Annotated in this window: 19 protein-coding genes and 1 pseudogene; 11 read left to right on the top strand and 9 right to left on the bottom strand. The window is 68.2% G+C overall.

Annotated features, from left to right (window positions below):
• Position 1: 1 nt before the first annotated feature.
• Positions 2–448, bottom strand: a complete 447-nt coding sequence (locus ACFXHE_RS22735) for a hypothetical protein (RefSeq protein WP_354832102.1) — start codon at positions 446–448, stop codon at positions 2–4.
• A 243-nt stretch (positions 449–691) separates the two neighbouring features.
• On the opposite strand from ACFXHE_RS22735, the gene arc reads away from it, so the two are divergent.
• Positions 692–2,452: a proteasome ATPase gene (gene arc / locus ACFXHE_RS22730; RefSeq protein WP_379385963.1), complete on the top strand. Its 1,761-nt coding sequence runs from the start codon at positions 692–694 to the stop codon at positions 2,450–2,452.
• Positions 2,453–2,521: 69 nt separating this feature from the next.
• Here arc and ACFXHE_RS22725 read toward each other — a convergent pair whose 3' ends face one another.
• The 3 genes from ACFXHE_RS22725 to ACFXHE_RS22715 form a co-directional block, all read right to left on the bottom strand.
• Positions 2,522–2,932: a hypothetical protein gene (locus tag ACFXHE_RS22725; protein WP_379385961.1), complete on the bottom strand. Its 411-nt coding sequence runs from the start codon at positions 2,930–2,932 to the stop codon at positions 2,522–2,524.
• A 117-nt stretch (positions 2,933–3,049) separates the two neighbouring features.
• A complete protein-coding gene (locus tag ACFXHE_RS22720) occupies positions 3,050–3,490 on the bottom strand; it encodes a nuclear transport factor 2 family protein (RefSeq protein ID WP_379385959.1) in 441 nt (146 codons plus the stop codon).
• 89 nt (positions 3,491–3,579) lie between these two features.
• The gene (locus ACFXHE_RS22715) at positions 3,580–4,992 is read right to left on the bottom strand and encodes a PLP-dependent aminotransferase family protein (RefSeq protein ID WP_379385957.1); all 1,413 of its coding nucleotides are present in this window, start codon (positions 4,990–4,992) and stop codon (positions 3,580–3,582) included.
• Between the two features lie 124 nt (positions 4,993–5,116).
• On the opposite strand from ACFXHE_RS22715, the gene ACFXHE_RS22710 reads away from it, so the two are divergent.
• The 7 genes from ACFXHE_RS22710 to ACFXHE_RS22680 are packed head-to-tail and all read left to right on the top strand — an operon-like array spanning position 5,117 to position 12,196.
• The gene (locus ACFXHE_RS22710; protein WP_379385955.1) at positions 5,117–5,953 is read left to right on the top strand and encodes a nitrilase-related carbon-nitrogen hydrolase; all 837 of its coding nucleotides are present in this window, start codon (positions 5,117–5,119) and stop codon (positions 5,951–5,953) included.
• Positions 5,950–7,371, top strand: coding sequence for a dihydropyrimidinase (gene hydA / locus ACFXHE_RS22705; protein ID WP_379385953.1), 1,422 nt, complete (start codon positions 5,950–5,952; stop codon positions 7,369–7,371). The genes ACFXHE_RS22710 and hydA overlap by 4 nt, the downstream gene beginning before the upstream one ends.
• Before the next feature lie 30 nt (positions 7,372–7,401).
• Complete coding sequence (locus ACFXHE_RS22700; protein ID WP_379385951.1) at positions 7,402–8,439, top strand: TIGR03842 family LLM class F420-dependent oxidoreductase; 1,038 nt, start codon at positions 7,402–7,404, stop codon at positions 8,437–8,439.
• Positions 8,436–9,389, top strand: coding sequence for an ABC transporter permease (locus tag ACFXHE_RS22695; protein ID WP_379385949.1), 954 nt, complete (start codon positions 8,436–8,438; stop codon positions 9,387–9,389). Before ACFXHE_RS22700 ends, ACFXHE_RS22695 begins: the two co-directional genes overlap by 4 nt.
• A gap of 37 nt (positions 9,390–9,426) precedes the next feature.
• Complete coding sequence (locus tag ACFXHE_RS22690; RefSeq protein ID WP_379385947.1) at positions 9,427–10,284, top strand: ABC transporter ATP-binding protein; 858 nt, start codon at positions 9,427–9,429, stop codon at positions 10,282–10,284.
• The gene (locus tag ACFXHE_RS22685; protein WP_379385946.1) at positions 10,281–11,054 is read left to right on the top strand and encodes an ABC transporter permease; all 774 of its coding nucleotides are present in this window, start codon (positions 10,281–10,283) and stop codon (positions 11,052–11,054) included. Before ACFXHE_RS22690 ends, ACFXHE_RS22685 begins: the two co-directional genes overlap by 4 nt.
• Positions 11,051–12,196, top strand: coding sequence for an ABC transporter substrate-binding protein (locus ACFXHE_RS22680; RefSeq protein ID WP_379385944.1), 1,146 nt, complete (start codon positions 11,051–11,053; stop codon positions 12,194–12,196). The genes ACFXHE_RS22685 and ACFXHE_RS22680 overlap by 4 nt, the downstream gene beginning before the upstream one ends.
• Before the next feature lie 352 nt (positions 12,197–12,548).
• Here ACFXHE_RS22680 and ACFXHE_RS22675 read toward each other — a convergent pair whose 3' ends face one another.
• Positions 12,549–13,067 (bottom strand): NUDIX domain-containing protein, encoded by a 519-nt coding sequence (locus tag ACFXHE_RS22675; protein ID WP_354832126.1) that lies wholly within the window; start codon positions 13,065–13,067, stop codon positions 12,549–12,551.
• 131 nt (positions 13,068–13,198) lie between these two features.
• On the opposite strand from ACFXHE_RS22675, the gene ACFXHE_RS22670 reads away from it, so the two are divergent.
• Positions 13,199–13,579: a nitroreductase family deazaflavin-dependent oxidoreductase gene (locus tag ACFXHE_RS22670; RefSeq protein ID WP_379385942.1), complete on the top strand. Its 381-nt coding sequence runs from the start codon at positions 13,199–13,201 to the stop codon at positions 13,577–13,579.
• Positions 13,580–13,640: 61 nt separating this feature from the next.
• Here the strand turns inward: ACFXHE_RS22670 and ACFXHE_RS22665 are convergent, their stop codons facing one another.
• A complete protein-coding gene (locus tag ACFXHE_RS22665) occupies positions 13,641–14,144 on the bottom strand; it encodes a nitroreductase family deazaflavin-dependent oxidoreductase (protein ID WP_379385940.1) in 504 nt (167 codons plus the stop codon).
• Between the two features lie 154 nt (positions 14,145–14,298).
• On the opposite strand from ACFXHE_RS22665, the gene ACFXHE_RS22660 reads away from it, so the two are divergent.
• Positions 14,299–15,843, top strand: coding sequence for a glycosyltransferase family 39 protein (locus tag ACFXHE_RS22660; RefSeq protein WP_379386406.1), 1,545 nt, complete (start codon positions 14,299–14,301; stop codon positions 15,841–15,843).
• Here ACFXHE_RS22660 and ACFXHE_RS22655 read toward each other — a convergent pair.
• The 3 genes and pseudogenes from ACFXHE_RS22655 to ACFXHE_RS22645 all read right to left on the bottom strand — a co-directional run bounded on the left by ACFXHE_RS22655 (position 15,773) and on the right by ACFXHE_RS22645 (position 20,713).
• A complete protein-coding gene (locus tag ACFXHE_RS22655; protein WP_379385938.1) occupies positions 15,773–17,884 on the bottom strand; it encodes a CocE/NonD family hydrolase in 2,112 nt (703 codons plus the stop codon). The two genes, ACFXHE_RS22660 and ACFXHE_RS22655, sit on opposite strands and share 71 nt — an antisense overlap.
• Positions 17,885–18,113: 229 nt before the next feature.
• Entirely contained in the window at positions 18,114–19,325 is a 1,212-nt protein-coding gene (locus tag ACFXHE_RS22650; RefSeq protein ID WP_379385936.1) for a PucR family transcriptional regulator, read from the bottom strand.
• 10 nt (positions 19,326–19,335) lie between these two features.
• Positions 19,336–20,713, bottom strand: a pseudogene (locus ACFXHE_RS22645) (AMP-dependent synthetase/ligase).
• Between the two features lie 455 nt (positions 20,714–21,168).
• Between ACFXHE_RS22645 and glnA the strand changes: the two are divergent.
• Complete coding sequence (gene glnA, locus ACFXHE_RS22640) at positions 21,169–22,605, top strand: type I glutamate--ammonia ligase (protein ID WP_379385935.1); 1,437 nt, start codon at positions 21,169–21,171, stop codon at positions 22,603–22,605.
• Positions 22,606–22,799: the final 194 nt, after the last annotated feature.

The raw sequence follows: 22,799 nt of genomic DNA, 5'->3' as shown, positions 1-22,799 counted from the left end.
GTTACTGGCAGGCCGCGCGGGCCATGCCGAGGATGGTGCAGGCGCCGGCGTCGGAGAGTTTCCACGCGCCGTCGCTGTACTGGAAGGTCATCGGGACATCGGGCATGGTGCCGTGCGGGGAGGTCACCGACACCTTCGCGTCGGCCTTGGTCCCGTCCTGCTTGATCTCACCGACGGTGAACCCGACCTGGTAATGCGCCAGTCCCTGGTTCATGGTGTCGATATTTCCGAGACGTTTGTCGCCGTCGACGACTAGTTTGGCCTTGTCGGCAGCCGGCTTCGCCGGGTCGGCGAAGGCCGTGAGCACGCCCTGCAGGGCGTCCGCGGTCGGCGCGGGCGCGGCGGCGGTGGCCGACACGGTGGTGGTCGAGGACGAAGAACCCTTGTCGTCGGAGCCGCAGCCGGTCACAGTTGCCGTAACGGCCGCGAAGGCCGCGACGGTAGCCACGGAAACACGAAGCGTCCACGTGACGTTGCGCATACCAGGAGTACGACTGGTGGGAAGGAGCATCAACGGCGCCTTTCGGCTCGGTCCGGCGATTAACTCGCCGGAAACAGGTTAGGGCAGGCTAACATGCTCGTCCGGCCTGCAGGCCGCAGCCTAGATGTGATCACGACGAAACCATGTCGGAAAGCGGGAACGGTTAGAGCCCGGTAGCGTTGATAGACCGGGACTGGGAGGAGCAGCATCATGAGCCCCATCGAACATTCGGATTCGGCCGCCTGGAGGGAACTCGAGGCAGTACGCGCCGAGGCCGCTGCACTCCGGAGGCAACTCGCCGACACGCCGGATCGCACACGGGAATTGGAAGCGCGCGTCGATTCGCTGACGATTCGCAATACCAAACTGATGGACACCTTGAAGGAAGCGCGCCAGCAACTGGTCGCTCTCCGTGAGGAAGTGGACCGCCTCGGCCAGCCACCCTCGGGCTACGGCGTCCTCATCGGCGTGTACGACGATCAGACGGTCGATGTGTTCACTTCCGGGCGCAAGATGCGGCTGACGTGTTCGCCGAACATCGACACCACCACCCTCCACTACGGGCAGACCGTGCGTCTCAACGAGGCGCTGACCGTGGTCGAGGCGGGCGGTTTCGATTCCATCGGTGAGATCGGCACGCTGCGTGAGGTTCTCGACGACGGGCGCCGCGCGCTGGTCGTCGGGCATGCCGACGAGGAGCGGGTGGTCTGGTTGTCCGGGCCGCTGTCCGCGCTGGTCGACGTGGACGACCTCGAGGATCCGGATCGTCCGATTCGCAAGCTGCGGCCGGGTGATTCGCTGCTGGTCGACACCAAGGCCGGATTCGCCTTCGAGCGGATCCCCAAGGCCGAGGTCGAGGACCTGGTGCTCGAAGAGGTGCCGGATGTCGGCTACGAGGACATCGGCGGTCTCTCGCGCCAGATCGAGCAGATCCGCGACGCGGTCGAATTGCCGTTCCTGCACAAGGATCTGTTCCGCGAGTACGCGCTGCGCCCGCCCAAGGGCGTGCTGCTCTACGGTCCGCCCGGTTGCGGTAAGACGTTGATCGCCAAGGCCGTTGCCAACTCGCTCGCCAAGAAGATCGCCGAGGCGCGCGGTGAGGATGCCAAGGAAGCCAAGTCGTTCTTCCTGAACATCAAGGGCCCCGAGCTGCTCAACAAGTTCGTGGGTGAGACCGAGCGCCACATCCGGATCATCTTCCAGCGGGCCCGCGAGAAGGCGTCCGAGGGTACCCCGGTGATCGTGTTCTTCGACGAGATGGATTCGATCTTCCGCACCCGCGGTTCGGGTGTCTCCTCCGATGTGGAGACCACCGTTGTGCCGCAGCTGCTCTCGGAGATCGACGGCGTCGAGGGCCTGGAGAACGTGATCGTGATCGGTGCCTCCAACCGCGAGGACATGATCGATCCCGCGATCCTGCGGCCCGGCCGCCTGGACGTGAAGATCAAGATCGAGCGCCCGGACGCCGAAGCTGCGCAGGACATCTTCTCCAAGTACCTGACGGAGACGCTGCCGCTGCACAGCGAGGATCTGCAGGAGTTCGACGGCGATCGCGGCAAGTGCGTGCAGGCCACCATCGAACGCGTGGTGGACCGCATGTACGCCGAGTCCGAGGACAACCGCTTCCTGGAGGTCACCTACGCCAACGGTGACAAGGAGGTCCTGTACTTCAAGGACTTCAACTCCGGCGCCATGATCCAGAACATCGTGGACCGGGCCAAGAAGTACGCCATCAAGTCCGTCCTGGAAACCGGCAATCCGGGTCTGCGCATCCAGCATCTCTACGATTCGATCGTGGACGAGTTCTCCGAGAACGAGGACCTGCCCAACACCACGAATCCCGATGACTGGGCCCGCATCTCGGGTAAGAAGGGCGAGCGCATCGTCTACATCCGCACCTTGGTGACGGGGAAGAACGCCAGCGCCAGCCGCGCCATCGACACCGAGTCGAACACCGGCCAATACCTGTAAGCCGGAAAAGCCAAGGGGCTCACATCCTTTCGGATGCGAGCCCCTTCGCACGCGCGGAGGCGGTACGGGTCAGCTGATCCCGGGGATGAAGCCGGGGTAGATCCAGTGCGAGACACCGCCACCCGGGGCGCCGGAGCCGCTCACGTTCGGGAAGTTGAACGGCAGCCGCTTGAGCGCGTGCGGGTTGCCGTCGGCGTCGGCCTGGACGCAGTTGGTGGTGACGCCGTGGAAGCCGGAGCAGACGATGCGGGTCGAGGTGCCGTACGGCGAGGTGAGGCGGGCACGGTTGACCAGCGGGTTCCAGAAGTCGGGGTCGCCGGGGGTGAGGAAGTCGTGGGTCTCGAAAACGTAGATGGGGCTGCGGTCCTGCTGGACCGGCCAGTCGTCGGCGGCCGCGGGGCCGGTGCCGAGGACGAGGGCGGCACCGGTGAGGGCGGCCGCGGTGGCCAGGCCGGTGACGCTACGGGTGATCGTGTTCATGTACCCCTCCATGGAACGTCGATTGACAGTGCGCATCGATGAGAGCATCGGTTCGTGCCGGGCGACTGTAACGGACGGCATGGTCCCGGTGGGGGCAATCACACGCGGGGACCGTGATCACCGGGTGCTGCGCAGCCGCCGATCCTCGGTCCAGTCGACGATGAGCCGGCGCTGCCGGAACCGCCACGCGCCGCCGTCGCGGGCGAAGGTGTCGTCGTAGCGGATGTGCATGACGAAGACCCGGGAGCCTTCGGCATCGTCGTAGACATGGGAAGCGGTGCAATAGGTTTCGCCCCGCACCTCGTCACCGGAGAAATCCAGCAGCTGGTTGGCGATCACGTGCCGGGTGATGCGGTAGCGGTCGAGGGGCCGCATGGCCGCCTCGATCCGGGCGCGGCCGCGCACCGTCGTCGTGGGCTGCTCGCCACCCCACTCGATGACCAATGTGCCGTCCGCGGTGAAGAGTTCGGCGATCGCCGCATCGCGGCGGCGGTCGGCGTGGGAGGCGTAGCGCTCGGTCAGTTCGCGCAGGGCGAGTCGGGTTTCCAACTGGTCCATGGGGTCTCCTCGATAGGACGGGGTCGAAATCGTTCCTACTGGTCCGGGGCAGGCGTGACCCGCGATTGCTCGCTGGGTGGGATGCGGTGTCAGGCCCGCCGGACCCGGCGGTAGGTCGGCACGGCCACCGCGGCGGTGGCGAGATGCCGTGCCACCTCGGGGATTACGGAGTCGGCGAGGGCGGCGACGGTGAGGCGCAGGTGGTCGGTGTGGGGGTGGTCGGTCACCTCGAACGGGCCGCCCGGGGCCGCTTTGATGCCGGCGGCGGCCAAGGAGATCATGGCGGCGTTCTCGTCCGTGACGGGGAACCACAGGTTGATCCCGTCGCCGCGGGGGAGACGGATGTCGTGGTGCGACAGGGATTTTCGCAGGGCGTCGGCGCGTGCGCGATAGATGCCGCGGGCCGTGGTGACGGTGGTGCGGGCGGCGTCGTCGGTGAGCATGTGCAGCAGTACCCGCTGGAGCAGCCGGCTGGTCCAGCCGGGTCCCAGCATGCGCCGTTCGAGGAGCGGGTCGAGCAGGTCGGCGGGGCCGCCGACAGCGGCCAGGCGCAGGTCCGCGCCGTGGGATTTGGAGTAGGAGCGAATGTGCACGGTGCGGGTCGGCAGGCGGGCCGCGAGGGAGCGCAGGGGCGCGTGGGTGATGCCCGAACTGTGGTCGTCCTCGACGATGACCGGCGTGCCGCCCGCGACGACCGCGGCATCGGCCAGCACGTCGGCCAGTTCGCGCACCCGCCGGGCCGACAGCGAGGCGCCGGTGGGGTTCTGGGCGCGCGGCTGGAGCAGCACGAGGACCGGGGAGCGGGCCGCCAGGGCGGCGGCCAGCCGATCCGGACGCATGCCGGATTCGTCGAGATCGATGGGAACCGGACGCGCCCCGAGCCGGGCCAGCAGGTCCAGAAACGGCGGGAAGCACGGGTTCTCGACCGCCACCGCGTCACCCAGCCGGACGTGGGCGGCCAGCAGGCGGTCGACGGCGTCGAGTGCGCCGTCGAGGATGGTGAATCGTTCGGCGCGGGCCGGCCAGTCCGCGCGAACGGCGGCCTCGAGCTCGGGGAGCACGGCCTCGCCGAGGTAGGTGGCCGACAGGTCGTCGATGCGACCGTCGTCGCCGAGACCGCGCAATGCGGCGGTGAGGTCGGGGAGCAGCGCCGGATCGGGGGTGCCGCGTGAGAGGTCGATGCGGAAGACGCTGTCGGAGTGGGGGTGGAGGCGTTGATAGCGTCCGGCGGCGGGCGCGCGCGGGGCGTGCGGCGCGTCCTGGACGAAGGTACCCGCCCGGCCGCGCGCCACGATTGCCCCGGCGGCCGCCAGCGCCCGCCACGCCTGATTGACCGTCACGGGGGAGACCTTCAGCTCCCGGGCCACCTCGCGCACGGTGGGCAGCCGGGTGCCGGGTGCCAGCGCGCCGGACCGGATCCGCTGGCCGATTCCGGCCGCGATCCCGGCCGCGGTGCGGTCGTGTGCGGCGGCGGCCAGGTCGGCGGCGGATTCGGCGGTCACAGACTCAGTGTGCGAGGGGGACTGGGGTGGCTCCGACGGGTGCGCCGGAGGTTTTACGGTCACGAAATCGTTTCCTTCATCTTGTAACACAAGCGAATTCGTTTCAGGTGCAGTATCACAAACTATGGCGATTGTTCGAGCGGCGCTGGTGCAGACGAGCTGGACCGGCGACAAAGAGTCAATGATCAAAGCGCACGAGGACTACGCGCGGCAGGCTGCTGCGGCGGGGGCGAAGGTGATCTGCTTCCAGGAGCTGTTCTACGGGCCGTACTTCTGCCAGGTCCAGGACACCAAGTTCTACGACTACGCCGAATCGGTGCCGGGCCCCACCGTGGAGCGGTTCGCGGCGCTGGCCCGCGAGCTCGGCCTGGTGATGGTGCTGCCCGTCTACGAGCAGGAGCAGCCGGGACTGCTGTACAACACGGCGGCGGTCGTGGACGCCGACGGGACCTACCTCGGCAAGTACCGAAAACACCACATTCCGCAGGTCAACGGGTTCTGGGAGAAGTTCTACTTCCGCCCCGGCAATCTGGGTTGGCCGGTCTTCGACACCGCTGTCGGCAGAGTCGGGGTCTACATCTGCTACGACCGGCACTTCCCCGAGGGCTGGCGGGCGCTGGGCCTGGCCGGAGCGGAGATCGTGTTCAATCCCTCGGCTACCTCGCGCGGACTGTCGAGCTACCTGTGGAAGCTGGAGCAGCCCGCCTCGGCGGTGGCCAACGAGTACTTCATCGGGGCCATCAACCGGGTGGGCGTCGAGGAGTACGGCGACGACGACTTCTACGGCACCAGCTACTTCGTCGACCCCGAGGGCCAGTTCGTGGGTGAGGTCGCCTCCGACACCGACCCCGAGCTGGTGGTCCGCGACCTGGACATGGACCTGATCAATGTGGTGCGCGACCGCTGGGCCTTCTATCGGGACCGGCGTCCGGATGCCTACGGAAAGCTGGTGGAGCCGTGAGCACGACCTTCATCCACGGCGGAATCGTGGTGTCCGCCACCGGATCCCAGCCCCTCGACGTCCTCATCGACGGCGAGACCATCGCCGCGGTGGTGCAGCCGGGATCCACCGCGCTCGGCGCCGACCTGGCCGCCACCGCCGACACCGTCATCGACGCCACCGGCAAGTACGTGATCCCCGGCGGCGTCGACGGCCACACCCACATGCAGCTGCCCTTCGGCGGTACCGAGGCGTCGGACACCTTCGAGACCGGCACCCGCGCCGCCGCGTGGGGCGGTACCACCACCATCGTCGACTTCGCGGTGCAGAAGCCGGGCGAGCGGGTCCAGGACAGCCTGGCGCTGTGGCACGAGAAGGCGGCCGGAAACTGCGCCGTCGACTACGGGTTCCATCAGATCGTCGGCTCGGTGGATGCCGAATCCCTGAAGGGCATGAGCGAATTGGTGTCCGAGGGCGTCACCAGCTTCAAGCTGTTCATGGCCTACCCGGGCGTCTTCTACTCCGACGACGGCCAGATCCTGCGCGCCATGCAGACCGCGGGTGATCTCGGCGCCCTGCTCATGATGCACGCCGAGAACGGGATCGCCATCGATGTGCTGGTGGAACAGGCGCTTTCGCGGGGCGAGACCGCGCCGTACTACCACGGCGTCACACGCCCGTGGCAGATGGAGGAGGAGGCCACCCACCGCGCGATCATGCTGGCGCAGTTGACGGGCGCCCCGCTCTATGTCGTCCACGTCTCCGCCAAGCAGGCCCTGGAACAGATCGCGCAGGCACGGGGCAAGGGCCAGAACGTCTTCGGCGAGACGTGTCCGCAGTACCTGTACCTCTCGCTCGAGGAGAACCTGGGCGCACCGGGTTTCGAGGGCGCGAAATGGGTGTGCTCGACGCCACTGCGCGCCCGCGCCGAAGGTCATCAGGACGAGCTGTGGCGCTACATCCGCACCGGCGACGTCAGCACCGTGGCCACCGACCACTGCCCCTTCTGCATGAAGGACCAGAAGGAGCTCGGCCTCGGCGATTTCAGCAAGATTCCCAACGGGATCGGCGGCATCGAGCACCGCATGGACCTGATGTTCCAGGGCGTCGAGGACGGCCGCATCTCCCTCGAGAAATGGGTGGAGGTGTGCTGCACCGCCCCGGCCCGCATGTTCGGGCTCTACCCGCGCAAGGGCGTCATCAGCCCCGGCGCGGACGCGGACGTGGTGATCTACGACCCCCACGGGCACACCAGCATCGGACTGGGCAAGACCCACCACATGAACATGGACCATTCGGCCTACGAGGGCTTCGAGATCGACGGGCACGTGGACACTGTGCTCTCGCGCGGCCGGGTGATCGTCGACGCGGGGCAGTACCTGGGCAGCGCCGGTCACGGCCGGTACGTCAAACGCGGCCTGTCCCAGAACCTCATCTGACGAACCCGAGCTACGAGGGGAGAGTGCCGCATGGACATCGGTGTGGTGCTGCAGTGCACGCCGCCCGCGTCACGGGTGGTGGAACTGGCGAGAATCGCGGAGACACACGGGTTCTCGCACGTGTGGACCTTCGATTCGCACCTGCTGTGGCAGGAGCCCTACGTCATCTACGGCCAGATTCTCGCCGCGACCCGCAAGGTCATGGTGGGCCCGATGGTGACCAACCCGTCCACTCGTGACTGGACCGTCACCGCCTCCACCTTCGCCACCCTCAACGACATGTTCGGCAACCGCACCATCTGCGGTATCGGCCGCGGCGATTCGGCCGTCCGCACCCTGGGCGGGCGGCCCGCCACCCTGGCGACCCTGCGCGAATCCATCGACGTCATCAGGGAATTGGGCAACGGCCGCAGCGCGCACATCGGCGACACCACCGTCCGCTTCCCGTGGGCGCGGGACTCCCGGCTGCCGGTGTGGGTCGCCGGATACGGTCCGCGCGCCCTGGATCTCACCGGCGAGGTGGCCGACGGGTTCATTCTCCAGCTCGCCGACCCGGACATCACCGCCTGGACCATCGCCCGGGTCCGGGCCGCCGCCGAACGCGCGGGCCGCGACCCGGGCGAGGTCACCATCTGCGTGGCGGCACCCGCCTACATCACCGACGGCACCGTCGGATCGCTGAAACACGCACGCGAGCAATGCCGTTGGTTCGGCGGCATGGTCGGCAACCATGTCGCGGACATCGTCGCCCGCTACGGCTCCGACTCCGAGGTGCCCAAGGCGCTGACCGACTACATCGCCGGGCGGCGCGGCTACGACTACAACGAGCACGGCCGGGCGGGAAACGTGCACGCCGAGTTCGTTCCCGACGACATAGTGGACCGCTTCTGCATTCTCGGCACCCCGGACGAGCACCTGGCCCGGCTGCGCGAGCTCGAGGCCATGGGCGTCGATCAGTTCGCGGTCTACCTGCAACACGACGCCAAGACCTCCACTCTCGAGGCCTACGGCGAATCCGTGCTGCCGCGCCTGGCACATCCGATCGAGGCCACGGTGACCGGATCGTGAGCGTGACGACGACCGACCTACCGTCCCCGACCAGTACCGAGCCGCAGGAATTCTCGTTCATCCGCACCGCCCTCGCAGGCCGCGTCAGCGGGTGGCGGCTGCTGTATCCGATAGTGGCCTTCGCCCTGCTCATCGCGATCTGGGAGCTGGTGAAGGCGCTGGTTCCGGCCAATGGCGTGAGCATCGGGAACCAGCGCGTCCTGCCCCGCACCTCCGACGGCGCGCTGCCGCATTCCTGGGCGGTGCTGACCGTCCTGGGGGAACGGGACGGGAAGACCACCGTCGGCGCGACCCTGCTGCGCACGGCGGGCTTCACGCTCGAACTCGCGCTGCTGGCGCTGGTGCTGGGCACGGTGGTCGGTGTCGCGCTGGCGGTGCTCATGCAACGGTTCTCGTGGGTCGAGCGCGGGCTGCTGCCGTACGTGATCGTCTCGCAGACCGTTCCGCTGATCGCGCTTGCCCCGCTGGTGGCGGGGTGGGGCGGCAAGATCGTCATCGCGGGCCGGCCCTGGCAGCCGTGGATGAGCATCGTGGTGATCGCGTCCTACCTGGTGTTCTTCCCGGTCGCCATCGGCACGCTGCGCGGATTGCAGTCTCCGGCACGGGCTTCGGTGGAGCTGCTGCACAGCTGCGCGGCGGGATGGTGGGCCACCCTGATACATCTGCGGTTGCCCGCGGCGGTGCCGCACATCCTGCCCGCCCTGCGGCTGGGCGCCGCCGCCGCGGTGATCGGCTGTGTGGTGGCCGAGATCTCGACCGGCACCGCGGGCGGGATCGGCCGCCAGATCATCGTCTTCTCCCAGCAGTCGACCGGCAATGCGGCGCGGTTGTACGCCGCGGTGATCGCGGCGGCCCTGCTGGGTGTGGTGCTCACCGGATTGGTCTCGCTCGCCGAGGTGCTGCTGCGCCGCTATGCCCGGCCCGGCCACACCGCGGGAGCGGCCCGGTGACCATCGCTCTACCCGTTCGTTCGTTCGGAGGTACCCCGTGACCGTCGAGACATCCGCGGCCGCACCGGAACCGGCGGTGGCCGCGGCCATACCCGCCGTCGAGTTGCGTGGCGTCGGCAAGATATTCGCCGCCGGCGCGGTGACCGCGCTCGAGGACGTGAGCCTGGGCGTCGCGGCGGGTGAATTCGTCTCCCTGATCGGCCCGTCCGGGTGCGGCAAGTCGACGCTGCTGCGCATCGTGGCCGACCTGGAGCAGCCGAGCTTGGGAACCGTTGTGGTGCACGGGAAGACGGCCGGGCAGGCCCGGCTCGATCAGGAGTACGGCATCGCCTTCCAGCAGGCCGGACTGCTGGATTGGCGGACCGTGCAGGAGAACATCGAACTGCCGTTGCAGCTGCACGGGGTGTGCAAGGCCGAAAGGCGCTCCCGCAGTGCCGAACTGCTCGAGATCACCGGCCTGACCGAATTCGCGCGGCGCTTCCCGGCCGAACTGTCCGGCGGCATGCAGCAGCGCGTCGCCATCGCCCGCGCGCTGGCCCGCAAACCACCGCTGCTGCTCATGGACGAGCCGTTCGGCGCGCTCGACGAGATGACCCGTGAGCGCATGCAGGGCGAACTGCTGCGCATCGCCGAAGAGACCGGCGCCGCAGTGGTTTTCGTCACGCATTCGATCCCGGAGGCGGTCTTCCTCTCCGACCGCGTGGTGGTCATGACCCCGCGTCCCGGGCGCATCACCGAGGTGTTGTCCACCGGCGGCCGGGACCGCCACAGCGACGACGAGGTCCGGTCCAGCGAGGAATTCTTCACCGCTGTGGCCGCGGTCCGCGCCGCCCTGCATGAGGGGCACGGCGGCGCAGGCACGCCGAAAAGCGCCGCCGGACGGGACATGCGATGACCCGCGTGCTCCGATCCTGGTTGCCGCCAGTGCTTTTCGGCGTCGCCCTGCTGGTGCTGTGGCAGGTGCTGACCGTCGCGGCGGGCGTCCCGTCGTTCCTGCTGCCCGCGCCCAGCGCCATCGGACAGGCGTTCGCCGACAATCACCACGCCATCCTGGAGGCCGCTCTGGCCACCGGGAAGAACGCGCTGGCCGGCCTGCTCGCCGGTGCGGTGCTCGGCATGGCGGCCGCCACGGTGGCCGTGCGCTTCCGGGTGGTCGACGGGGTGCTCGGCGCGCTGGCGGCCGGCGCGGCGGCGGTGCCCATCGTAGCGCTGGCGCCGCTGCTGAACTCCATGTACTCCACCACCACCGACCTGCCGCGCCGGCTGGTGGCCACCATCGTCGTGTTCTTTCCCGTCTTCGTCAGCACCACACGGGGATTGCGTCAGGTCCCGCGGGTGCACGAAGACCTCATGACCGCCTATGCCGCCACCGGCTGGCAGATCACCCGCACCGTGCGCCTGCCCGCCGCGCTGCCGTACCTGTTCACCGGTCTGCGCATCGCGGCGCCCGGTGCGGTGATCGCGGCGATCATCGCCGAATACTTCGGCGGTCTCCAGCACGGACTGGGCAGCCGCATCACCTCCGCGGCGGCCAATACCGCCTATCCGCGCGCCTGGGCCTACGTGGTCGCCGCCATGATCCTCGGCCTGGTGTTCCTGGCCGCCGTGCTGCTGCTCGAACAGCTCACCCGCAGACCCCGCACCATCCCTGGGAGATCGAAATGAGAAGTGCCACCCGCAGATTCCGCATCCGGGCCGTGCTGGCCGCCGCCACCCTGGCGGTGGCGGCACTGTCCGGATGCAGCACCACCGACAATTCCTCGACCACCGCCGACGGGCTCACCAAGGTCAAGCTGCAACTGCAATGGTTCAAGCAGGGCCAGTTCGCGGGCTACCTGGCCGCGCAGGCCCAGGGCTACTACAAGGAGCAGGGCCTCGACGTCCAGATCCTCGACGGCGGCACCGATATCGTGCCCCAGACGGTCCTGGCGCAGGGACAGGCCGACTACGCCATCGCGTGGGTGCCCAAGGCGCTCGCCTCCCGGGAGGCCGGTGCGGGCATCACCGATGTCGCCCAGATCTTCCAGCGCTCCGGCACCAAACAGGTGTCGTTCAAGAGCGCGGGCATCAACGGCCCCGCCGACCTGAAGGGCAAGAAGGTCGGAAACTGGGGCTACGGCAACGAATTCGAACTCTTCGCCGGCATGACCAAGGCCGGCCTGGACCCCGCCAAGGACGTCACCCTGGTCCAGCAGCAGTTCGACATGAACGCCTTCCTCGCCCACGACATCGACGCCGCCCAGGCCATGTCCTACAACGAGTACGCGCAACTGCTCGAGGTGAAGAACCCCGCCACCGGAAAGCTGTACACGGCAGACGATTTCGCCACCCTCGACTGGAACGGCCAGGGTGTGGCCATGCTCCAGGACGCCATCTGGGCCAACACCGACAAGCTGAAGGACGCCAAGTACGCCGATCAGACGGTGAAATTCATCGCCGCCTCGCTGAAGGGCTGGGCGTTCTGCCGCGACAATGTGGACAAGTGCCGCGATCTGACCGTGGCCGCCGGGTCGACCCTGGGCGCGAGTCATCAGCAGTGGCAGATCACCGAGGTGAACAAGCTGATCTGGCCGTCTCCGAGCGGAATCGGGATGATCGACCAGGCGGCGTGGGACCGCACCGTCTCGATCGCGAAGACCGCCCGCAATCAGGAGGGCAAGACCGTCCTCACCAAGGATCCCGACGCCGCCGCGTACAGCGTCGAGTACGTCACGAAGGCCCTGGACCAGTTGAAGTCCCAGGGAGTCGATGTCACCGGGAGTTCCTACGTCGCACAGCCGGTCACCCTCGCAGAGGGCGGGAAGTAGCGCGTTCCGGCCATTATGTGATGTAAGTCACAATTTTATCAAACCGATATAAACCCTGGTGGAACGCGTTCTACCGTGTAGCTCTCGTCGGGTTCGGAAAATGTTTCCTCGAGAAATGGCTTCCCTCGAATGTGAACCGTGCATGATTCACATGCTCGACATGTCATTTGAAAGATGAGGAGTACCCCGTGTCCGGATCCGCTTCGGATTTCCTGGCTTCGGTTCTGATCAAGACCATCCAGGGTCTGTTCAGCGGCAGTGCCGGCGGCACCACGCCGACCGCCTGAAACCGCAGTAGCACGTCGGCCCATCGAATCGCGCGGGATTCGGTGGGCCGTCGGCGTTCGTGGGCTCAGCGCAGCAGGTCCGGAATGAGCACCCGGGTATCGGGCACGAACGGCCACGCCGGGTTCTCCAGATGCGACCGCAGCTCCTCGTCGGACCACCACCAGCCGTCCGCGATCTCCTCCGGCTGGTGCCGGATCGGCCCGTCGTAGCGCAGCTCATAGGCGAACAGGTGGCAGCGCATCGGCCGCCCCGCCCACTCGCCGTCCCAGGACGCGCTTGCCAGTGGCAGCGGCCGATCATCGTGCGGGCCCAGTTCGATGCCCAGTTCCTCGCCCAGCTCCCGGACCGCCGCCGCGGCCGGTTCCTCGCCCGGATCCAGCACCCCGCCCGCCAGGCAGTCGTGCATGCCGGCGAAAACGGCCTTGGTATCGGTCCGCTTGTGCACGTATACCTTCGACCCGTCGCCCGAGCGGACCAGCACGCCCGCACTGGCGTGCCACAGGCCCTCCGCGTACACCACCGCGCGCTCCTGCGCGCCGATCTCACGACCGGCGGCGTCGTACACCGCGATCATCTCCGGCATGGACCGGGCTCTCCTTCCTGCCGCGCCGCGGGACCCGGCGCCCTGCTGTGCACAGTAGCGATGCCGCGCGGGCTCCCGGCTCCCGGCGTAGCCTCAGGGGCGCAACCGTTTTCGTCAGGGAGGACGAGATCATGCCGCTGCCGCAGGTACTCGCGAGGATCAATCGGCGGGTCAGCAACCCGGTACTGGGGGTCGGGGCCCGGGTGGCGCCGTTCTTCGGGATCGTGATCCACCGCGGTCGTCGGTCCGGGCGTGTCTACCGGTCCCCCGTCATGGTCTTCGAGCGCGACGGCGGCTACCGCATCGCACTGACCTACGGGCGGGACGTGGACTGGCTGAAGAACATTCGGGCGGCGGGGACCTTCGAGTTCGAGACCCGCGGGCACACGGTGACCCTCACCGATCCGGTGGTCGGCCACGACGCCTCCGCCTCGTGGGCCCCGCCGCTGGTGCGTCAGGTGCTGGTCGGCCTGAACGCCGAGGACTACGTCCAGGCCCGGCGCGCCGACTGACGCCCGGTGGGCGGCTCGGCGCACAGTGAGTCGGAGGATCAGCGCACCGTGGGCCAGGGGATCAGCGCACCGTGAGCCGGATGATCACACAACCCTGCTGCCAGCTCTGGTAGGCATCGGCGAGGTTCGGATTGCCCGCCGCGTCGACGCCCATGCCGTTGAACTTGGCCCACTGCTCGTTGTCGCGGGCGATGACCTCCGACAACCGCACCACCGATTCGGCATCGGTGACCACCTCGGCGTCGGCGGTGTGCCTGGGCCCGCCGAAGGACACCTCGATGGGCACGCCCTTGCGGATATTGCTCACCCACGGATGCTTGGCGGTGCCGACCAGGATGTCGCCGTCATGGCGGGTGTAGGCGACGGGCACGTCGTAGTGCCTGCCCGATTTGCGCCCCACCACGTGCAGCACGCACAGCCGCTTGCCGACCCGGCCAGACAGCACCGGCACCCGCAGCAGGCCGCGAATGAAGGTATTGAGCAGGTTCTGATAGGACCGGATCGTCTCCGGCCCGGTGGTGGTCGGGGTCCCGTAGGGATTGGTCTCGGGGGTTCGGTCGGTCATGCCGTCCTCCTTCGCTGAAACGCGTTGTGCGGCAGTCACACCGGCATCGAGTATAGATCTCGTGTCGCCGTGTCCGGAATTTGCTGGAAATAAGCTGTAGATTCCGGAGTGTTCGCAGCATTGACCCGCCGGCGAGGAGTGCGCGTTGACCGATGTGATGAATCGCCCAGCTCGGCCGCTCGGTGCCGGACGGCACGCCAAGGCCGAGGAACGCCCGCCCATGGCGTGGTGGACCGTCGCGACGGTCGCGGTGCCGGCGGCGGTGGTGCTGCTGTTGTCGGCGAGCCGGTACGGGTATTTCGGGGACGAGCTGTACTTCCTGGCCGCGGGCCGGCGGCCGGCGTTCGGGTACGCCGATCAGGGGCCGGTGCTGCCGCTGCTGGCGTGGCTGATGGACAGCCTCGCGCCCGGATCGTTCTTCGTGCTGCGGCTGCCGTCGGTCGCGCTGACGGTGACCGCGATCGTGCTGTGCGCCGTACTTGCGCGGGAATTCGACGGCGGCCGGTGGGCGCAGCTGCTCGCCGCGATCGGGTACGCCAGCTCGCCGTTCCTGCTGTTGCAGGGGACCATGCTCACCACCAATGCCGTCGACACCGCGCTGTGGGTGATCATCACCTGGCTGGTGGTGCGCTGGGTGCGGACCCGCGACGACCGGCTGCTGCTGGCCGCCGCCCTGGTCACCGCGCTGGATATGCAGGTGAAGTGGCTGATCCCGTTCTTCTGGATCGCGGTCGCGGCGAGCAGCCTGCTGTGCGGGCCGCGCGAGCTGGTGCGGCGGCCGCTGCTGTGGGTGGGCGGAGCGATCGTGGTGGCGGCCACGGTGCCCGAACTGATCTGGCAGGCCCGGCACTCCTGGCCGCAGCTGAAGATGGGCGGGGTGATCGGATCCGAGCAGGGGATCCTGGGCGGGCGGCTGCTGTTCGTGCCGATGTCGGTGAGCCTGGCGGGATATCTGGGCGCTCTGCTGCTGGTGTGGGGACTGTGGGTGCTGCTGCGCTGGGATGTGCTGAGGCCCTTCCGGTTTCTGGGTGTCACCCCGCTGCTGTTGTACGCGGCGTTCCTGATCACCGGCGGGCGGATCTACTACGCGGCGGGCATGTACGCGGTGCTGATCGCGGCGGGCGCGGTCGGCGTGGTCGGCACGGCCGAGCGGGTCGGCCCGGTGTGGCGCCGGGCGCTCACCGTGTGTGTGGCCGTATTGGCGCTGGGCGCAACGGTTTTCACCCTGTACTCGACCCCGTGGCGGCCCGCTGATCAGGTGCATCCGCCCCGTGACGACGCCCAGGCCGCCATCAATATCGGCGTGTACGGCTCCTTCGGGTGGCACGAGCTCACCGACGAGGTGACCCGCGCCTACCGGGCGCTCACCCCGGCCGAGCGCGCGCACGCGATCATCATCACCGACACCTACTGGCAGGCGAGCGCGCTCGACGAGCTCGGCCGCGACCGGCTACCGCCGCTGTACAGCCCCAGTCGCGGCTTCGGCTACTTCGGCGCCCCGCCCGGCGATGCCACCGTGGTGCTGGCCGTCGGCAGCTCCGAGGCGGTGCTGCGCAGCCAGTTCGAGCACGTCGAACCCGTCGGCAAGGTGGACACCAGGCTGGGCTTCAAGGGCAATACCCAGGACGTCACCATCTGGAAGTGCTCGGGCCCGAAGCAGCCGTGGTCACAGGTGTGGCCGAACTGGATGCACCTGTAGCGGCGCGCAGTGGAACCACCAGCGCCGACGGATATGCCGCGTTCTGCTGGATCTGCTGCGAGGTGCCCAGCAGCCGGCCCAGATCCGCTGGATCGGGGATCGTCGAGGGGAACGTGCCGCTGCTGATGCGCAGCCGCAGCGCGTGGCCGGGCTCGAGCCGGTGGAAGGCGGGCCGGATCTTGACCTCCATCTTCACCACGTCGCCCGGCGTGAGCAGCTGCTCGTTCTCCTTCAGCACGGTGTGCTCGGGCGCGTAGACGGTGCCGTCGGCGGTCGTCCAGGTCTTGCCGTCGTCGAGGGTGCGCTGGCTGGCCAATTGCGAACCGCCCGTAATGTTCACGGCCGTCCCGTCCGGCGCGACATCGTCGAGCCATACCTGGAACGCCGCGTCGGTGCCGGTGGAGGAGGCGTACAGGGTGACGCTCGACGGCCCGGCCAGCACGGTCGGCTCGGTCACCGGGTCCATGGTGTAGCGCAGGCCCACCGTCGGATTCTGCACCCATTCGGTGCACGGGTTGGAGACGGTGAAGATCCGGAACACGAAATCGAGCAGGCCCGCCGTGTACTGACCCAGCGACTCGCGATTGCAGATGTTGTCGATGCCGGTGTAGTTCAGGCGATCGGAGGCGTCGGCGGACGTCGGCTGGTCCGCGACGAGCCGGTCACCGTCGAAATAGCGCTGCTGGACGGCCGCCTGCTCGAACGGATAGCGCGCGGTGTCGGCGGCATTGTTGCCGGCGTCGATGACGTGCAGCGGGGTACCGGTCTCGTCGACGCCATTGTGAATGTCCTCGAGCCACCGGTCGAACCAGGCCAGGGTGATCCGATCGGTGTCCATGCGCGAGCCCGGCCCCAGCCCCAGGCCGACGTGATACCAAGGGCCCATGAGCAATTGGTAGCGCCCGTCGGCCTGCTGGCCGGGAGCCATGGGCGCGAACTGGTCGCGGCCGGCCGCCAGGTTCTGCAGCTGCGCGTAATTGCGCACCGCGCCTTCCTGATACAGATCCCACCAGCCGTCCACCTGGTACATGGCGATGCCGTTGTCGACCAGGTTGTGCAGGCCGGTCTCGAAACGCCGGTCCTGCCACCAGGAGTTGTCGTAGGCGGTGGAGCCGCCGGTGTAGGCGTCGAACAGCAGCTTCACGGTGCTGGTGTCCGGGCCGACCAGCGCCAGCAGGTGATCGCCGAGGGACTTCAGGAACATCTGGGGTGAGACCGCGGCGGTCAGGAACGGCCCGATCAGGCTGAGGTAGGGGACCATCAGCGAGATGACCGTGAGCAGTAGCGGGCTCATCATGCCGTCGTGGTTGAGCACCTCGTCGAAGATGTTGTTGGGCACCGCGAACGGCACGATCGCCTTCAATGGCGAATCGGGGCCGACGGTTTCGGCGGTCCGCATGGCCGACAGGCCCGGGAACGAATAGCCGTACATGCCGACCTTGCCGTTGGAGCCGGGCAGCCGCGCGGCCCAGTCCACCAATTCCGCGCCGTCCTTGCCGTCCTGCTCGGAAGCCGGACTCCACGCGCCCGTCGAACCGCCGGTGCCGCGCACGTCCGCGGTCACCTCGATATAGCCGTGCCGCACCAGCATGTCCTGCATGGAGGTGGCCTGATTGATGATGCGGCGGGCGTCCTTCAGCTGGTCGGGGAGCTGGATGTGCAGGTCGTCGATGACGCCGGTGATGGCGGCGGTGAGCGCGCTGGTGACCGCACCGTAGGTGGTGAAGTTGACGACGACCGGGAACTCGCCCGCCGCCCGCTGCCCGGTCGCCGGATCGGTCGGGTAGCGCACCTCGGCCTGCAACTGGGTGCCATCGGAGAGCGGAACGACCTGTCCCAGTTGATAACCCACCCCGTACCGCTCGGGAGTCGGCTGATAGCCGGTCGGGAGTCCGAAGTTCACGGGCGCGTCGGGCACCGGCCCGAACACCGGCGCGGCCCCGGCGGGGGTGGCGGACGTGACGGTCATGGCCAGCACGGAGAAACCGGCCACGGCCCACGGGGCCAGACGGCAGCGGCGCGGCCGGAAGGAGCTACTCAACGATCTACCTCTGCGGATGGTCGGGAGGCCGCGGTCGGGTGCGCCGGATCTCCGGCGCCCCGCACGACCTCATCGTCGGAGTTCAGCAGACCGCACAGCGCCCGCGCGCCGCTACCGGCAATCGCCAAGACTGTGGCGCAGGCCATTGTGCAAATGTCCAAGCGGCGGGGCCGGTGAATCATGAAGGCCCGCAACAAGGAATGCGTGCGGGGCGGTTCGGGGGGACGGATTACGGTGCGAAGCAGGCGATTTCGAGCCGCCGGGCGATGCGGGCGGCCGACAGCGTCATGGCGTCGGTCGGGCGGTGCGGATCCAGGCCCGTCAGTTCGTGCACCCGGGCCAGCCGGTAGGTGACGGTATTGCGGTGGATGGTGAGCAGCCGGGCGGTGGCCAGCTGATTGAAGCCGGTGTCCACGAAGACCTCCAGGGTCTCCGCCAGTAGCGGCTGGGAATCCAGCGGCGCGAGCACGGCCGCCAGCCCCGCGCGGGCGGAACCACCTGCGGCGACGGTGTATTCGAACATGAGGTCCGGGCGGCGGCAGACCGGCTGGGTGCGGTCCAGGCAGCGGCCGAGCTCGGCGAGCAGGCGGGCCTCGGCGAAGATCGCGGGGACCTCCGCGTGCGACGCGGCGGTGGCGACACCCACCCAGAACGGTGCGGGCGGGCCCATCCGGGACAGCGGCGCCTCGGGCTGGGGCGTGGGCCGCGCGGGACCGGGCAGGCGACTGGTCAGTGCGGTCAGTGTCGCGGTGCCGTCGTCGCCGGGTTGCAGCGGCAGCAGCGCGGTCCAGCCACCGCTGTCCAGCCGCAGGAACACACCCGGAATGGACTCGATGCGATGCCGCAGCTCGCTGGTGTCGGCGCTGCGGGTCGTGCCCAGCCGGAACGCCGCGACCAGGAACGCGTCCGGCACCGTGATGGCCGGTTCGTCCGCCCACTCGATCGGGTCGCGGCCGGCGAGCAGTGCGTCGGCGATGGCGCGCCGGCGTTCCAGCAACTCCCAGCGCGGATCGTGCGCGCGCTGCACGCACGCGGTGGCGATGCGGGTGGTGAGCAGGGTGATGTACCGCAGCAGCGATACCGCGACGTCCTCGAGCAGTTCCCGCTCCGGCTCGGAGGCGGTGTCCTTCAGGCGAGACCACAGGTATTCCGCGCCCATGCTGTAGCGGCCCAGCACGTCCTCGAGGGATTCGCCGTCGCGGACCCGGCTCAGCGCGATCTGCACGACCTCCTGGGTGTCCTCCGGCGAGGGCACGCGGCCGGAGCGCACGAACTCGAAGAACAGGTCCACATTCAGGGTGATGCCACGTTCGAAACCGCCGGCCACCAGGGGTTCGGGCAGGGTGCGGTAGCGCGGCATCGAGGCCGGTACCTCCGCGCGCGCGACGACCGCGCGCCGGTACAGCTCCTCGAGCGTTCGGTCCCGCAATCGCGCCTGCATCACTCTCCTACTACCCGTACAGCGAGTCGATAGTAGCGGCGTACGTGGTAGCTATCGGTTTGCGTCTGAGTTTCCCGGTGGCCGTGAGGTGATCGCTGCCAGGGGCCCACACCTCGGGCAGCACTGCGAACTTCTTGATCTGCTCGACTCGCGAGAGCTTGCTGTTCGCCGCGTCGATGCCCTCTTGCAGGGATTTCAGCACCTGCGGGTGCGCGGCCAGGGCCGGCAGGCTCCGATCGGTCAGCTGATGGCGTTCGGCGAAGCCGGCGGCGAGCTCGGGGTCCAGGCAGATGAGCGCGGTGTTGTAGGCGCGACCCTCGCCGATGGCCACCACCGTGCCCGCGAGCGGGGTGTTCTCGGTGACCGTGTTCTCGATATTGGTCGGCGACATGTTCTTGCCGGCCGCGTTGATGATGAGTTCCTTCTTACGGTCGACGATCCGGAGGAAGCCCTCGGCGTCGATCTCGCCGATGTCGCCGGTGTGCAGCCAGCCGTCGGCGTCGATGGTCTCGGCGGTTTTGTCCGCGGCATTGCGGTGGCCGCGCATGACCATCCGGCCGCGCACCAGGACCTCGCTGTCCGCGGCGATCCGGACCTCCGCGCCCGGCAGCGGCCGGCCCACCGTGCCGATCTTGATGCGTTCGGGGCGGTCCACGGTCGCGCCCGCGGTGCACTCGGTTGGTGATCTCGCTGCCGGTCAGCATGGAGAGGTAGTGCGCGAACCAGCGATTGGCGGCGTGCGCGTCGGGCAGATAGGAGACCACCTTGTCGGCGGGGGAGCCGCCGCCGAATTCGTCCACCACACGGGCGTTCTCGAGGAAATTGATGTGGGTGAGCTCCACCCCCTTGGGCGGGCCGGTGGTCCCGGAGGTGTAGACGATGGTCAGCAGATCCTCCGGATCCACCGCCCGCCAGGCGGATTCGAAGTCGAACCCGCCGTCCCCGGTGGCCTCGATCTCCGCCAGCGACACGCACCTCTCGCGCGCCTCGTCGACACAGATCACGTGCTCGACCGCGATGCCCTGCGCGGCCGCCTTCGCCACCGCCTCGAGGACCTGCGGCGCGAACTGCGCCTCGCAGACGACCGCGCGGTTGCCCGCGTTCCCGAACTGGTAGACCAGCAGATCCACCGGATTGGTGTTGTACACCGAGAACGGTGTCGCGCCGGTGTGCAGGATCGCGGTGTCGCACAGGTGGAATTCGGGCCGATTGGTCAGCATCAGTGCCACCGTGTCGCCGCGGCCGATCCCGCGCGCCGCCAGCCCGGCGGCGATGGCGCGGACCCGATCACCGTATTCGCGCCAGGTGAGGACGACCGCGCCGCCGAGCGCGCGCAGTGCGATCTCGTCCGGGTACCGGGCCACATTGGCCTGGAACGCCTCGACCATGGTGCGCGGGGCCGTCCCCGCACGCGGTACTGAACTCACGACCTACCTCTGGATCGAACATCGTCGGGGCGGCGACGGCCCCGGGCTGTTCCAGCAGACCGCACAGCGGTCCGGGCGGACCAGTGGCAATGGCGAAGATCTGCGGGGGCGGATTTGTGCACAGTGACAAAGATGGTTGTAGATCGGGACGCAACAACTGATTTCGCAAAATGTGGGTAACTCCGGGGGTACGTCCAGAATTCGGCCACAGCCCGACCGCCGGCACGCGTGCAGGACGTTCGACGGCTCGCTGCGGTGCGCTGACGTCTCGGGGAGGCGGTAGTGCTCTTGTAACACAGTCTCATTCGCGTCCATCCCCGGATGTCTGCGACGTATCGTGTTAGCACGAGCAGGACCGCCGGACCCCGACCGGGCCGTCCGATCGGGTAGGCGTGCGCGGCCACGAGGAGCGAGCGGTGATCACCCCTACCATCAACGGAGTACAGGACTACATCGACGCCGAGGAAGTCGAATACGTCGACATCCGATTCTGCGACGTCCCCGGCATCCAGCAGCATTTCTCGATCCCGGCGAGCATGTTCGGCGCGGATCTGGTCGAGAACGGCATCGCCTTCGACGGTTCGTCGGTGCGCGGCTTCCAGGCCATCCACGAGTCCGACATGCTGCTCCTACCGGATCTGCGCACCGCGCAACTGGATTCGTTCCGCGCCGCCAAGACCCTCAATATCAGCTGCTTCGTCCACGACCCGCACACCCGTGCCGCCTACAGCCGCGATCCCCGCAATGTGGCCCGCAAGGCCGAGGAATACCTGCGCTCCACCGGTATTGCCGACACCGCCTACTTCGGGCCCGAGGCCGAGTTCTACATCTTCGATTCGGTGCGCTACGACACCGCCATGAACGGGGCCTTCTACGAGGTGGATTCGTCGTCGGCCGACTGGAACACCGGTCGGCGCACGAATCCCGACGGCACCCCCAACCGTGGCTACAAGGTCCGGCCCAAGGGCGGCTATTTCCCGGTCGCTCCGTATGACGCGGACGTGGACCTGCGCGACCAGATGTGCACCCATCTGCAGCGCGCCGGATTCGAATTGGAGAAGGGGCATCACGAGGTCGGCACCGCCGGGCAGGCGGAGATCAACTACCGATTCAACACCCTGCTCGCCGCCGCCGACGACCTGATGCTCTACAAGTACATCGTCAAGAACACCGCCTGGGAGTCCGGCAAGACCGTGACCTTCATGCCCAAACCGCTGTTCGGCGACAACGGATCCGGCATGCACGTGCACCAATCCCTGTGGAAGGACGGCTCACCGCTGTTCTACGACGAGGCCGGCTACGCGGGCCTGTCCGATCTGGCCCGCCACTACATCGGCGGCCTGCTGCACCACGCGCCGTCCCTGCTGGCCTTCACCAACCCGACGGTGAACTCCTACAAGCGCCTGGTGCCCGGATTCGAGGCGCCGGTGAATCTGGTCTACAGCCAGCGCAATCGCTCCGCCGCCGTCCGCATTCCGGTGACCGGCACCAGTGCCAGCGCCAAGCGCCTCGAATTCCGCTGCCCCGACTCCTCCGGCAACCCGTACCTGTCCTTCGCCGCCATGATGATGGCCGGGCTCGACGGCATCACCAACAAGATCGAGCCCGCCCTGCCGGTCGACAAGGACCTCTACGAACTCACCCCGGAGGAGAGCGCCGAGGTCACCCAGACCCCCGGCAGCCTCGAGCAGGTCATCGACCGGCTCGAGGCCGACCACGACTACCTCACGCAGGGCGGGGTTTTCACCGACGACCTGATCGACACCTGGATCCGCCTCAAGCGCGACTCCGAGATCGCCGAGATCAACGTCCGCCCCCACCCGTACGAGTTCGAGCTCTACTTCGACGTGTAAACCTGACCTGCACGAACACAACCGATTCCCGGGTTCGGTACGCGGTAGTCGAAAAACGAAGCGGCGGTGGGCAACAGTGTAAGATGGGCACCGCCCCGCTGGGGGGTATGCCATTGTACATCGGCTACAGCGCGTGTGTCCGTTCCCGGCCGGAAGGAGACAGCCGGGACCCCCCCAGATGGGGGGGGGTCGCC

Source organism: Nocardia sp. NPDC059229, from assembly GCF_042754165.1.
GTDB lineage: Bacteria > Actinomycetota > Actinomycetes > Mycobacteriales > Mycobacteriaceae > Nocardia.
This window is presented reverse-complemented; position numbering and strand designations above follow the sequence as displayed.

What these genes read in the sequence shown, in the direction of transcription:
- ACFXHE_RS22680 (WP_379385944.1), top strand. Translation starts at nt 11,051, where the DNA reads ATGAGAAGTGCCACCCGCAGATTCCGCATCCGGGCCGTGCTGGCCGCC.
- ACFXHE_RS22675 (WP_354832126.1), bottom strand. Translation starts at nt 13,067, where the DNA reads ATGCCGGAGATGATCGCGGTGTACGACGCCGCCGGTCGTGAGATCGGC.
- ACFXHE_RS22720 (WP_379385959.1), bottom strand. Translation starts at nt 3,490, where the DNA reads ATGGACCAGTTGGAAACCCGACTCGCCCTGCGCGAACTGACCGAGCGC.
- ACFXHE_RS22685 (WP_379385946.1), top strand. Translation starts at nt 10,281, where the DNA reads ATGACCCGCGTGCTCCGATCCTGGTTGCCGCCAGTGCTTTTCGGCGTC.
- ACFXHE_RS22650 (WP_379385936.1), bottom strand. Translation starts at nt 19,325, where the DNA reads ATGCAGGCGCGATTGCGGGACCGAACGCTCGAGGAGCTGTACCGGCGC.
- ACFXHE_RS22670 (WP_379385942.1), top strand. Translation starts at nt 13,199, where the DNA reads ATGCCGCTGCCGCAGGTACTCGCGAGGATCAATCGGCGGGTCAGCAAC.
- ACFXHE_RS22665 (WP_379385940.1), bottom strand. Translation starts at nt 14,144, where the DNA reads ATGACCGACCGAACCCCCGAGACCAATCCCTACGGGACCCCGACCACC.
- ACFXHE_RS22725 (WP_379385961.1), bottom strand. Translation starts at nt 2,932, where the DNA reads ATGAACACGATCACCCGTAGCGTCACCGGCCTGGCCACCGCGGCCGCC.
- arc (WP_379385963.1), top strand. Translation starts at nt 692, where the DNA reads ATGAGCCCCATCGAACATTCGGATTCGGCCGCCTGGAGGGAACTCGAG.
- ACFXHE_RS22710 (WP_379385955.1), top strand. Translation starts at nt 5,117, where the DNA reads ATGGCGATTGTTCGAGCGGCGCTGGTGCAGACGAGCTGGACCGGCGAC.
- ACFXHE_RS22700 (WP_379385951.1), top strand. Translation starts at nt 7,402, where the DNA reads ATGGACATCGGTGTGGTGCTGCAGTGCACGCCGCCCGCGTCACGGGTG.